This is a genomic window from Syntrophomonas curvata (assembly GCF_052976825.1).
Map to the genome: position 1 here is coordinate 2875422 of NZ_CM129641.1, position 12732 is coordinate 2888153.

At 45.9% G+C, this 12732-nt stretch carries 11 protein-coding genes; 1 reads left to right on the forward strand and 10 read right to left on the reverse strand.

Going from position 1 to position 12732, the window contains the following annotated elements; all coding sequences use genetic code 11:
• Positions 1–30: 30 nt before the first annotated feature.
• A complete protein-coding gene (locus ACU70B_RS13240; protein WP_447183991.1) occupies positions 31–1791 on the reverse strand; it encodes a B12-binding domain-containing radical SAM protein in 1761 nt (586 codons plus the stop codon).
• A gap of 163 nt (positions 1792–1954) precedes the next feature.
• Here ACU70B_RS13240 and ACU70B_RS13245 point away from each other — a divergent pair, with 163 nt between their 5' ends.
• Complete coding sequence (locus ACU70B_RS13245) at positions 1955–2605, forward strand: DUF1836 domain-containing protein (protein WP_447183992.1); 651 nt, start codon at positions 1955–1957, stop codon at positions 2603–2605.
• A 35-nt stretch (positions 2606–2640) separates the two neighbouring features.
• Here ACU70B_RS13245 and ACU70B_RS13250 read toward each other — a convergent pair whose 3' ends face one another.
• From ACU70B_RS13250 to ACU70B_RS13290, 9 genes are all read right to left on the reverse strand, one after another.
• Positions 2641–3615 (reverse strand): protease inhibitor I42 family protein, encoded by a 975-nt coding sequence (locus ACU70B_RS13250; RefSeq protein ID WP_447183993.1) that lies wholly within the window; start codon positions 3613–3615, stop codon positions 2641–2643.
• A 101-nt stretch (positions 3616–3716) separates the two neighbouring features.
• Positions 3717–4889, reverse strand: coding sequence for a methyl-accepting chemotaxis protein (locus ACU70B_RS13255; protein WP_447183994.1), 1173 nt, complete (start codon positions 4887–4889; stop codon positions 3717–3719).
• A gap of 44 nt (positions 4890–4933) precedes the next feature.
• A complete protein-coding gene (locus ACU70B_RS13260) occupies positions 4934–5578 on the reverse strand; it encodes an adenylate kinase (RefSeq protein ID WP_447183995.1) in 645 nt (214 codons plus the stop codon).
• Between the two features lie 284 nt (positions 5579–5862).
• Positions 5863–6867 (reverse strand): MBL fold metallo-hydrolase, encoded by a 1005-nt coding sequence (locus ACU70B_RS13265; RefSeq protein ID WP_447183996.1) that lies wholly within the window; start codon positions 6865–6867, stop codon positions 5863–5865.
• Between the two features lie 328 nt (positions 6868–7195).
• Complete coding sequence (locus ACU70B_RS13270) at positions 7196–8182, reverse strand: enoyl-CoA hydratase/isomerase family protein (RefSeq protein WP_447183997.1); 987 nt, start codon at positions 8180–8182, stop codon at positions 7196–7198.
• A gap of 40 nt (positions 8183–8222) precedes the next feature.
• The gene (locus ACU70B_RS13275) at positions 8223–9158 is read right to left on the reverse strand and encodes a beta-keto acid cleavage family enzyme (protein ID WP_447183998.1); all 936 of its coding nucleotides are present in this window, start codon (positions 9156–9158) and stop codon (positions 8223–8225) included.
• 128 nt (positions 9159–9286) lie between these two features.
• On the reverse strand, positions 9287–10441 hold the full coding sequence (locus ACU70B_RS13280; RefSeq protein WP_447183999.1) for an acyl-CoA dehydrogenase family protein: 1155 nt from the start codon (positions 10439–10441) through the stop codon (positions 9287–9289).
• A 33-nt stretch (positions 10442–10474) separates the two neighbouring features.
• Positions 10475–11215: a 3-oxoacyl-ACP reductase family protein gene (locus tag ACU70B_RS13285; RefSeq protein ID WP_447184000.1), complete on the reverse strand. Its 741-nt coding sequence runs from the start codon at positions 11213–11215 to the stop codon at positions 10475–10477.
• A 47-nt stretch (positions 11216–11262) separates the two neighbouring features.
• Entirely contained in the window at positions 11263–12708 is a 1446-nt protein-coding gene (locus tag ACU70B_RS13290) for a 4-hydroxyphenylacetate 3-hydroxylase family protein (protein ID WP_447184001.1), read from the reverse strand.
• Positions 12709–12732 lie beyond the last annotated feature (24 nt).

The window sequence follows — 12732 nt, forward strand, 5'->3', positions numbered from 1 at the left end:
TCAGTGAAGGCCTCTCCCCTGCTGTCAGCATTATCCCGAAATGCTGAACTGGGGAATCTGCAAATCATATTTTTGCAGAACCTGCACCAGGTACTTGTTCCCAGGGGCAACTATAACCTCGATATTCCGGGCGCGGCTGGTCAGTTCGTTGAGTTTGTCAATAAACTTTATCACCGTTTTTTCCGAAGCAAAGCAGACCTCGTCCAGATTAATGGTGATATTCTGATATAGCCGCGGTATCTGCCCGGAGATGGTTCTGAAGGTCTCCGCCAGTGAAAAATCATTTAAATACCCCTTCAAGTCCACCCTATAATGTCCCTGTTCCTGGGCTACCTCTATTTCCATGAATCTCTCGCTGCAAATATACTTTAATTTACGCAGCCTGAATCTTTCAATGCTTTTTGAAATCCGGCTTCCCCAAGTGGCTGCGGGCTGCGGGTTAGAAATTGCCTGCAAAAACCGGTAGTACCAGCGGTTTTCTCTCTCCCAGCTCCGCACCATCCAGTACCCCAGTGCCCGAAATGCCACCGAACGAAATCCAGTCGTAAAGAGGTTACGGAAGATATTAGATATTGAATAGAAATTTTTAAAAGCTCGAATGGTTGCCTTCTGTAGTTCATAAGGTGACATTTGCGCAGGTTGAAACACCACATGATGGGCATCATAGAGATTCCAATCGCGGGTCAACAATCTCTCTCCCTGTTCCAGTTCCGTAAAAGTCCTGGTGCCGGGTAAAGGCGTTAGGATAAGAAACTGCACCGTATCGATACGGTTTTGCAGAGCGAAGTCCAGGGTTTCCCGGATAGTCTCCAGGCTGTCCTCGTCGGCCCCGAAAACAAACATCCCGTGGACCATAATGCCCAGCTCATGAAAACGCTGAACACAGTAGACAATGTCCTCCACTTCCTGCTTTTTATTGTAGCTCTTCAGTGTTTCCGGATTGACCGATTCCATCCCCACAAAAACCATACGGCAGTTGCTGTCATGCATAAGCTGAAGCAGTTCGTTATCCCGAACTGCATCGGTTCTTACCTGGGTGCACCACCAGGATGGCTTGACGTCGTGTTTTATCATCTCCCGAAGCAGCTCTTTGGTACGGCGGGGATTGGCGGTAAAGTTGTCATCAATGAAAAATACCTGCTTGCCCCGGTATTGCTTGAGCTCCTCCAGCAGCGCCGACGTTTCCCGGCAGCGGTATTTGCGGCCGAACATCTGGGTGACACTGCAGAAAGTGCAATCGAACGGGCAACCCCGGGAAGTCATTACCGGGTAAGTGGACATTTTAAGCCCGTCAAAGAGGCTCAGGTCAGGAAAGGGCACCCGGTTCATATCCACCCAGTCTGCCGCCGGATTATGTACGACGCTTCCCTCCCGGCGAAAAGACACCCCGGGAATGTCTGCGGGCGGTTCACCCCGCTCGATACAGGATATTAAGGGGATAAAAGTCAGATCGGCTTCACCCCGGCAAACATAGTCACAGTGCTTAAGAGCTTCTTCCGCCATAAAACTCACATGGGCGCCGCCCATCACTACCGGCTTGCCCCGGTCGCGGGCAAAGTCCGCCAGGTGATAGGCTTCTATTACCGTGGAAGTAGTGGTCGATAGGCAAACCAAGTCGGCACTGGTAATATCAGATAAATGTATATCCCGGCGCGAGCCCAATATAAGCTTTACCTCATGTCCGGCCTGTTTTAACAGGGTTCCCAGTATAGGCAATCCCAGACGAGGCATGTTGACATTACTGTAAACGTGTTTTCCCGGAGCCTTGGGTTCAATAAGGGTAATTTTCATATTCAGACCTCCCGTCCGTCATCGTAGTTATCTTAATGGTATGACCTAGTATTTAAAACTATATATTATATGTTTATATACTATATCACACGGTTTTCAATTGCAATGTTTTATTATATTTGTTTAAATATAAATAGATAAAAATTAGAACGGAGGTCATCCTTTGCAAAAGGAAGAGCTGTATTCCCTGATTGACGAAATAATTCCCGATCAACCTGTTTCCCTTAATGATATACCGGATATTGAGCTTTACATAGACCAGGTAACCGACTTTTTCGAGAAAAAGCTTTCTCTGCAAAAAAGGCACAGCAAAGATAAATTGCTGACCAAAACCATGATCAATAATTATGCCAAAGCGGGAATACTGATACCACCCCGGCGAAAAAAATACTCCCGCCAGCATATCGCATTATTGTTGCTGCTCTATAATTCCAAACAGGTTTTATCCATCAATGATATTTCCTTACTATTTAGTATTCTCCGCAAGCCGGTTGATAAACATAATGAAGCAGAGGATGCCGGCTCCAATATCTGGATCGATTTAGTCTATACCCTGGTGCAAGAGATAAATAACGAGCAGGCTGAGCAGCTAAAGCAGACATGTGAGAAGCAGGGGGATATCATCCGGGAGAAAACCGGCGGTATGAATGACGAAACCAGGGAGTTGACCGAGTGGTTTTTGATGGCCATGTTTTTGGTCTCCCAGGCTGCCTTGCAGAAGCGGCTGGCTGAAACTATTATTGACCGTCATTTTAAGAATGATGCCCCCGCTAAGGGTAAATCCAACACCAGATCTGCAAACGAAAATCCTTAAAAAAAGGCCTCCATGGCGGAGGCCTTAATTATTCCCTATTTAACCTGTTCAGGGGTGATCATCACTTTCAGGGTAAAGGTTTTTAAGGGCTGCACGCTCTCCCAGGACCGGGCATAGGTCATTTTAATCTCCGTGCTTCCAGCTTTGAGCGCCTTGAACCTCCAGAAGTCACGGCCCCCCTGCCCTACGAGATTGCCTGATTGGGTATCGGTCTGGTAGTCTTTGCCCACCAGGGCCAACATCTCTTCATCATAAGATGCGGTCCAGCGGTAGCCGGTAGTGGGATTGCTGTTAAGCATCAGGTTCAGGGTGTGGCCGGGAGCCAGGCTATATTCCCGGCCGTTATTGCTTTCAGTAACCGCGATAAGCCTGATTAACCCATGCATTACCCGGGCCAGTTCCGCCCTGGTAACCGTATCATGGGGCCTCCAATACTGGTTATCTCCTTTCATTAGACCGGTGTTGCTGGTAAATACCAGGGCATTGGTGTCTTCCTGCGACAATCCCTTCATATCCTGGTAACAGGGCATAAGCATAATCATGGGTATATTAAGGCCTTTGGCGTTAATCCCGCGATAGACGGCCCGGGCAACCTCTATTCGGGTTACCGCCCGTTCAGGATAGAAATTATCGCCACTATCGAACACCTGATTTATCGCGCAAAGCATTACCGCATCTGCATACCAGGCCTGGTTGTCTACATCCCGGTAATAATCGCCGGCCTGGGGTTGCTTGGCAAAGCGCAGCTTGCCGAAGTCCAGTTCTAATATACGCTGCAGTACCGATGCCAGCTGCGCCCTATTTACTGTATTACCCGGAGCAAAAACTTTGTTTTCCCGACCATCTTCACCAATGCCACTCATCAGTCCTAAATTACTCATTACGGCAATATCTTTCTCGGCCCAGTGCCCCTGTACGTCTACAAAATCACCCGGTAGCTGGGCCAGGGCGGGTGAAGCACCCAGCATAACCAACAGCAAAACCAAAAAGCAGCAAATAATTCGTTTCAAAGCGTCGATCGCCTCCCTTCCTTCTTTTCTCTTATTACGAAAGGGGATTCGTTCCACTTTCACATTTAGAGTATGGAAACGGGATCATCCATTATAACCGGTTAAACTATACGGGAAATACTTTCAATCTCTTGAATTAGAGCCAGGATTTGTTGCACTGATGCGTTAAGCTGTTGGGCGCCTGCCGCCTGCTCCTCACTTGACTGAAGAAGAACGGATGCTGAAACAGTCCCTTCGTTCAATTTTTCTTCTATCTTCTGGGTCAAAGCTTTAATCTCCAAAACGGTCTGTCGAGATTCGTCCGAGAGCTTGCGGATTTCTGCCGCCACTACCCCAAAGCCCCGACCCGAATCACCAGCCCGCGCTGCTTCAATTGCAGCATTTAAACCCAGCATCTTGGTCTCATCAGCAATGTTTTTTATCAGGCTCAGTACTTCATTGATTCTCTCTGATATGACATAAATATCCTTCATATCCTGATTGGTTTTTTGCGAATTCGTAGATACCTCTGTCGCCAACTCAGCCAGTTGCTGAACCACCTGGCCTATTTGCTGCATAGCAAAGTCAAGTCGCTCAGCCATATCCCTAAGTTTATAAGAAGCTACTTTGGGCAATGCAATACCAAAGGTACCGGTTATTTTTATTCTCCCATTACCTCGAGGTTCGACAATCGGATAGCTTAACATCATCACTGGTACTCCATAAGTAGATGCATCTAACTCTCTTACTACCGGTTTGCCCGATTTTAAAGTTTCACTGGCGATGTCGCCTTCCCTTATGGGTGCCCGTAATTGCAAATCAGGCAAATCAAATCTAGCTGATGATTGCCGGTGGCTGACATGATTGCGACCAGTTATGTAAATAAAGGCACCTTCAGGAAACATTTCCGCCAACATAGGGGCAAAATCAGGAAAAGCCCGGGCTAATACCGGCTCCATGGGTAATATTACACTTAGGGTTCCTACCAACTCAGGTTGATTGTTATCAATAAAAACGGGGAAAACGTTAATTTGCAGTCGGGTACCATAAGTTGACCTTGATATATCTCGCCTAATCGTTTTACCGGTGTTAAGACACTCCACAATCCATTCGTACTTGCTGACCGCTTCATTTTTTTGAAATGCCGATATATTCAATTTTTCGGAGCTGTAATTGGCATTGATTACCTCCCTGTCAGAGGTCAGAATAATGGCTCCCTGTTCATAACTCTCCAGTAAATATGGGGCCAGGTGTTTTATTGCTTCCAGGTCTGATAAGGTGATTCTGTCCCGCATTACCAATCTCCTTTCTGCAGAAGAGCGCGTAGCCAATTAAACGATTATCGTTCCAGACCTTTACAAATGTCGGCAAATACCTCTTCCATCTCCTGATTGCCGTTAATCGTTTTGAGCAATCCCAGATGCCAGTAATATCTAACCAGGGGTTCGGTTTGGCTGGAGTATACTGCCAATCGATTCGATACCGTCGCTTCACTGTCATCATCACGCTGATACAGGCTACCCTGGCACCGGTCACAACAACCTTCATTCCGGGGAGAATTAAATTCCAGGTGATAGGTAGCCCCGCACTGACTACAGACCCTGCGGCCTGTCATCCGAAAGAACAGAATCTCATCCGGTACTTCAATATTAACTACAGCATCCAGCTTCATTCCCAGAGTATTAATTATTTCCGCCAGAGCATCCGCCTGGGCAACGGTTCGAGGGAATCCATCCAATAAAAACCCCGCCTTACAATCATCAGCTGCTAATCGCTCCTGTACAATACCGATAGTTACCTCGTCAGTAACCAGTTGACCTTCTTCCATAAAAGCCTTGGCCTTTAACCCTAGCTCTGTTCCCTGTCTTATCGCCTGCCGAAACATATCACCGGTGGAAATATGCGGAATTTCGAAGCGCTTAACCATCATTGCTGCCTGTGTCCCTTTACCTGCACCCGGTGGTCCCATAAGGATAATATTCATTTATTTCCATCTCCTAAATTAATATTTTGATAGCCCGGGGTTACTTTCCAACCATTTTATGATCACCGCTGATGCCAACTACCTGCTTACCCTTGTCCAAAACAGTCTGGCAATTATATAGGGGAGGAGCAGCTAGAAGGCGCAGAGAGCCTTCTAGCTGCGTTTCAAGAAGGAACTTTTATATAAACCCTAAATGGGTATAATGTAATCCCCTTCTGGTTACCTCCGGGGAGAAGGCCGATTAATGGGAGCACCTTTGGATTTGAGCACGGCTCTTCTTCTATTTATGGTAAAGAATACTTGATTGCATCATTGTTGCAGATTTTCTTCAACTGACCGTTTTGCTCCAAATACCTCAGATGGGCAATACATTCCCCGGTAGCAAACCACTTTTGAGCGGGGGGGAAATCATCCCAATCGTCATATTTGATATCCCATTTAATAAAAGAGGCAATCCGGAATGCATCAGCGGTTTGTTGGGGCAGATTTTGCATAATACTTAATATCTCCTCACCACGTTCCCGGTGGTGCTGAATTAACTCATCAATTCTATATCGGTGGTTATAGATAGTGAAACGATGTGCGGGAAAAACAACATCAATATCCAGGTTGCGAACTATCTGCAGGCTCTCCAGGTAATCCCATAGTGGGTTGATGTCATCCGCAAACAGTTCTATATTAGGACTTATCTTGGACATTATGTGATCACCCGCAAATAACAACTTAAATTCTTTTTCATAAAGGCAAAAATGTCCGGCTGTATGTCCGGGAGTAGCCAGGCAGGTAAAATGGTAATCACCTATATTTATTTCATCCCCATCTTTAACAGCCAACCAGTTGATGGCAGAGGAATCATTATCTTTCATATACTTAATACCAGGATGGCTGGCCACAACCGAACCGGCATCAAGGAAGCCATTTATTTCAGCAAAACGAACATAATTCTGCCAATAAGATTGCCCTTTACTCTCCATTATTCCCTTGATTACGTTTGTGTCCTCCAGGCTGCCATATACGACAGAATTCGGAGAAGCAAAATAAGAAATCAGGCCGGAATGATCAGCATGGAAATGAGTCAAAAAAATATCGGTTACGTTTAAATCTATACCTAGTTGCTGCAAACCTTCTTCCATAGCCTGTTTACATTCTGGCCGGTTTAAACCTGTATCAATAATCAGATTTCTATGAGACCCCGTAATTACATAGGAATTAAGTGAACGCAATGGACTATCCGGCAGTGGTATTTCCAATCGGTATATATTAGAGAATACCTGCTTTACCATACTCATTTTGAACCTTCTCCTCTTATCGGTATATATCGCCATACCCTACCCTGATTAATTCGAAACTCGTTCAATCAACCGACACTTCACACGTCTCTGGATATATTCCGGTTCGGGATACTTCAGGCAAAGCCGAAAGCTTTATGACGATCTAAAATCTTTCAGCTAACTTTATATTAGGCTGGGCCAATCACAATACCATGCCAACCTCCTAAACAGAAGTTATGCAATCACAAGCAACTGGCCCATCTGCCCTATCTATATTTTTCTAACCCGATCTAAAATGATTAAGCATTGGCTGCCTGGACAAAGGCAAAACTAAGCCTGCCTTGTTCTAGTTACGCAAGGCTTTACCCGTCTTAAGTATGTGGGCCATCCGAGCCTGGGTTTTAGCCTGGCCGAGCAAGCTTACGAATATTTCTCTTTCCAAACTTAACAGGTACTCCTCATCCAAAACACTGCCAGCTTCAAGTGATCCACCCTGCATGATAAAAATCAGTTGCCGTACTATAAAAAGATCATAATCACTTATGCTGCCATCAGCCCACAGCTTTTCCCACTTGCTGATAATGCCAGCCATGCCTTTTTCACCAATGGCTTTTACAGTTGCCTTTTCCGGTTTTTTATATCCAGAAGCATACATTTCCAGGACACGAGTCTTGGCATCATCCAACTGATTTTCCGGTTCAAGACTAATTCCATCATTACTACCTATATAGCCATTGCGAGCCGCATCTTTGGCATTACTAAAAATCCTGGCCTGAACCAGATTAACAATTACTTGTTCCAACCCCGGCCTTGCGGCACTATCTGATCCATTGCCAATAGTACGAACGATCATTTCCTTTAGCCCGCCCGCACCAGGAATCAACCCGACCCTAAATTCCACCAGACCCATTTTAATATTCTCCACTGCCTGTATACCCGAACAGTGCAAACACATTTCCACCCCACCACCCAGGGTGTTCCCAAATGGTGCTGCAATAACAGGTCTGCTGCAATATTTCATCCGCATAAAGGTATCATGGAGCTTTTTACTCTCTCCCTGAGCCGCCGCCCAATCACCAGCCTCGGCTAGTTGCAGCATGTAGTTCAGATTACCTCCAACGCAGAAATTTGGGCCTTTACTGCTTAAGACAAGTCCTTTAAAGTTTTTTTCAACTTCCTCGATGGTGTTTTCCATAATATCCCGTACTGCTTCGGAAATAGCATTTGCCGGGCTGTGTAATTGGAGACAGGCAACACCATCCCCGATGTCAAACAAGGTGCCATCAGTACCCTGCAACACTATGGCGCTGTTGGCCATTATGGTTTTATCCATATAAATCTCTCCTTAACAACGAACAGATAGTTCAACCCAATTAGAAGTTGACCTGTTCCATACCTTTAAGGCCAAAATATCGGCGAACTTCAGACGGTGTAGCAGGTACTATTCCTAACTCGTAAGCGATATTCGCTATCTTGTCCACCTGTTCCCCACTGGATTTAGCTAATTGACCTCTGCTCAGGAAAAGGCTATCCTCCAGACCTAAACGCGCATGTCCTCCCATGAGCAGCGCTTGCGTACAAATTGTGAGCTGATCCTTGCCGGCCGCAAAAGCTGACCAGGTAAAGCTTTCACCTTCCTTACCCAGCAGTGTTTTGCAGGTGTCCACCAAATAAATCAGATTGTGAATGGTGGCGGGAATGCCGCCCAGAATTCCCATTACAAATTGCAGGTGGACAGGGGCTTTAACATATCCCTGGCGCATCAGGTAAGCTACATTGTTTATCATACCTACGTCATATATTTCCATCTCGGGCTTGGTATTATTGGCATTCATGGTATCCAGGTAATACATCATGGATTTGAAAGTATTGGGGAAAATAAAGTCATCGGTAGCCTCAACGTGAGGTTTTTCCCAATCATACTTGAATTCTGTGATACGTTGGGCCATGGGGAATATGGCAAAATTAAAGGAACCAGCATTCAGCGAGGCCATTTCCGGTTTAAATTCCGGTACTACCGCAATACGTTCGGCGAGACTCATTCCATGGGCTCCGCCGGTAGTAAATTCTACAATAATATCACACCTGTTTTTAATTCCCGCAGCTACTTCCCGAAACAAGCCCAGGTCGCTGGAAGGTTTACCGTTTTCCGGGTTGCGTACATGGATGTGGGCTATCGCCGCACCTGCCTCATAGGCAGAAACTGCATCATTTATAATCTGTTCCGGTGTAATCGGGAGATATGGAGATTGGCATGGCAAGTTAATTCCACCGGTAACCGCCGCAGTTAAAATAACCTTCCCTTTCATTTGTTGATCACTCCCCTTTTTTGAATTTTTATAATACTGTTTTTAGCCGGTATTTCAGTTGTTACCTAAGAGCCCCGTAACACTGAAATACCTTAGGCTAAAAACAAATCTAACATTAATTGTGCAGGCTAAATTTCCTTGGCCAGGGCTCCCCAGATTATATTTCTCTGCGCTTGGGAGGTACCGCCACCAATAGTCATAACTATCGAATCTCGCATATATCTTTGAATATCATATTCTGATGCATAGCCATAACCACCGTGATATTGAACTCCGTCAAGGGCTATTTTTTTCGCTACCTCGGAAGTAAATAATTTTGCCATGGCTGATTCTTTCCAGCAATCTTCATTGCGATTGGCAAGATCTGCAGCATAGTAAGTCAAAAGGCGGGCTGCAGTAAGTTGTGTGTAGTTATCAGCCATCCCATGCTGAATAACCTGGAAGTTGGCAATAGGCATATCAAACTGCTTGCGTTCCGATATATAGCGAGCTGTTGCTTCGTAAGCCCCCTGAGCCAATCCCACACATTCGGCTGCGATATGAATATGCTCAACATCCAGCAGACTCAACAACTGTTTCCAGCCGTTATTGATGTTCTGTTCTCCACCCAGCAGTTCCGAAATGCCAACTTCCACATCTTCCAGAACCACTTCACAAGTGTCCGAACCATGAACTCCTATTTTGGGGATAGGCTTCGCACTTACCCCTGGGGCATTCAGAGGAATAACAAAAAAGCTTAAACCTTTGTGCTTGGGCACATCCTTGTTGGTACGAACCAGGGTAATCATATAGTCAGCCGCAGTACCACCGCTGATAAATGTTTTGGTTCCGTTTATAATAAACTTGTCTCCTTCGCGGCGGGCAAAGGTTTTAACTGATGCAGTATCAGATCCTGCATCCGGTTCGGTCAGGCCATAGGCAAAACAGATTTCCCCACTGGCCACCCGAGGCAAATATCTCTGTCTCTGCTCTTCAGTAGCCAATTGCCCCAGGTTCTCTCCCCCGAAAAAGGCAGCGGCAACATAAACCCAGGCCAAAGCTATAGAACGGCGGGCCAGTTCTTCCAATACAATAGTTGCTGCAACTATATCCCGGCCCATTCCTCCGTATTCTTCACCAAAAGTAAGTCCTAACACATCGAGTTGAGCCAGCTTGGGCAACACTTCACGGGGAAAACGATCTTCCTCGTCAACCTTGCGAGCCCACTCCGCATTAAACTCCTTTTCCACCATTTTTCTGATTGAATTGCGTAACATTTTTTGTTCTTCAGTAAATTCAAACACTATGTCACCTTCATTTCTATTTACTGTAGTACTTTAGATATTTAAACCACCGTCAACACAGAGCACATCACCGGTAATATATTGGTTTTGAAGGGCCAGGAACGAAACCGCATTGGCTACCGCTTCCGGTTCTCCCAGTTCCCCCGCCGGAATCATATTTTTCATCAATTCCTTGTTTTTTTCCGGGAGTTCAGCGGTCATTTCCGTCATTATCAGCCCAGGTACCACCACATTGGTTAATATACCCTTGTCCGACAACTCCTTGGCCAGGGTCTTGCTAAACCCTATAATTCCAGCTTTGGCTGCGGAATAGGCCGAATCCCCTTTAAAGCCATGTAACCCAGCTCCAGAAGATATATTAATAATCCTGCCATACTGTTTTTCCCGCATTACTGGTACAACCGCTTTGATACAATAGAATGCACCGGTAAGGCAAGTGTTGATGACCAGATGCCAGTCTTCAATGCTAAGTTTGTGAACCAGACCGCTTCTTAAGATACCGGCGTTGTTTACCAGGATATCAACCGAGCCATATATATCGACGGTCTTTTTGACCATGTTTTCAACCTGCTCATAACTGGTAATATCTGCCGCGATAGCGGTTGCCTCTCCATTAGCACTGCGGATGGATTTTACTACCTCATCCGCCTCTTCTTGCAGTGACGGATAATAATTAATAATCACGTTTACCCCGTCAGCAGCCAGGCGGTAAGCAATAGCCTTACCTATACCTCTTGATGCACCAGTAATAATTGCTGTTTTTCTTGTTTCCATCGTTCCTTACTCCCTTTTAAAATGACCCATTTACCATAACAATGGAACTAGTCGTCGATCCCGGCAACTTTTTTGGCCAGTTCGATTGAAGGCTCCAAGTCAAAACCTCTGAGCATCATCATCCTCTGGGCCTCCAGCGTTCCTTCACCGTGAACCGTACCGAACATATGGATGCCCAGCTCGCCAGAAGCAGTCAAATCCCTGATTAATTTGAGCATCCGAATACGCTTCTCGGTGCTTACGCCTTCCCGACCGACCAGGTAGTAATCACAGTATTCCTTTAACTCGGGAACCCGATAATCATTGGCACTGGGGCATGTTGCAGCTATTCCCCCGGCTATCTCCTGGACATTTCTAAGCATCTGATGGAACTGGCTGGCAAAGAGATATTTGCCAATATTGCATTGCAGCTCGCCCGGCATAGCAATGCCATTGTAAACTCGGCACTCATAGGCTGCCATCGTACTATAGGTTCTAATACTTTCTATATACATTACTATTTCTCTTAATTTATCTTTGATATGTGAAGCATTAGGAACTCCATTATAGTCGGCAATCAAGGTTGCAGAACCCAGCATCAGTTCTGCTACGGGGCCCTTATAGCATAGTCCGGTAAACCGATGCCAGGAGGCAAAGGTTACGGCCAGCAATCCAGCAAATTCGGCTTCGCCACAGAGGAATATCCGCTCATTTGGTACAAAAACGTTGTCAAATATAACCATGGCGTGAATAATAGGATGTTTTACACTTAGGGGGAACTCAAACTCATCGTGCGGAGTATAATCCGGATTAGCAATCATCTTAACCCCCGGGGTATTGGCCGGAATACCAAAGGCCACAGCATAGTCTTCATCACCCTTGCCCATTGCCCGGGTGGGCAGAACCAGCAGTTCATTTACAGTCGGAGCTGAAGTGATATGGCACTTTGCCCCTTTAACCACTATTCCGTCCTCGCGGCGCTCTACTATTTTCAAGTAGGTTTCCTGATGGGGCTGTTGATGCGGGCGCAACGCTCTGTCACCCTTGGGGTCAGTAACTGCACCTGCCAGGGCCAAATCGTTTTGCTGGCAGTAATGATGATACTCTTTTATCCTCTGGGCATAGTTGGTACCGTACTTTTTGTCAATATCCGGGGTAAGCATGCGTAATGCAAAAATGGCATCGGTGCCAATTTCTTTACAAGAGCCAAAGGGAATATAGCCTCCGCCATAACGGGAAGCCTGGTAAATCGTTTCCCGCCGCGCCTTCAAATCTTCGGTATTCTGCGGCAACCGGTAGCAACCGGTAATAGTTTCTCCTGTCTCCGGGCAGGTAGTTACATAGTATTTCGACCATTCCGGGTTCAGCGCCATTTCGTACGCAAGTGCCATATGCTCCATTGCATTCTTGAAACGGGGATGGGTAGTTACGTCATCAATTCTTTCTCCATCTACCCAGATTTCACGATCATCTTTAAGACTATCAATATATTCCTGTGGTGTTCTTAATGCCATAGTGTACCCTCCTTGCTTAAATAA

Bases quoted from the DNA above. Each gene is read 5' to 3' on its own strand.
- ACU70B_RS13290 (WP_447184001.1), bottom strand. From the start codon at position 12,708: ATGGCATTAAGAACACCACAGGAATATATTGATAGTCTTAAAGATGAT.
- ACU70B_RS13270 (WP_447183997.1), bottom strand. From the start codon at position 8,182: ATGGATAAAACCATAATGGCCAACAGCGCCATAGTGTTGCAGGGTACT.
- ACU70B_RS13260 (WP_447183995.1), bottom strand. From the start codon at position 5,578: ATGAATATTATCCTTATGGGACCACCGGGTGCAGGTAAAGGGACACAG.
- ACU70B_RS13285 (WP_447184000.1), bottom strand. From the start codon at position 11,215: ATGGAAACAAGAAAAACAGCAATTATTACTGGTGCATCAAGAGGTATA.
- ACU70B_RS13240 (WP_447183991.1), bottom strand. From the start codon at position 1,791: ATGAAAATTACCCTTATTGAACCCAAGGCTCCGGGAAAACACGTTTAC.
- ACU70B_RS13255 (WP_447183994.1), bottom strand. From the start codon at position 4,889: ATGCGGGACAGAATCACCTTATCAGACCTGGAAGCAATAAAACACCTG.
- ACU70B_RS13265 (WP_447183996.1), bottom strand. From the start codon at position 6,867: ATGAGTATGGTAAAGCAGGTATTCTCTAATATATACCGATTGGAAATA.
- ACU70B_RS13275 (WP_447183998.1), bottom strand. From the start codon at position 9,158: ATGAAAGGGAAGGTTATTTTAACTGCGGCGGTTACCGGTGGAATTAAC.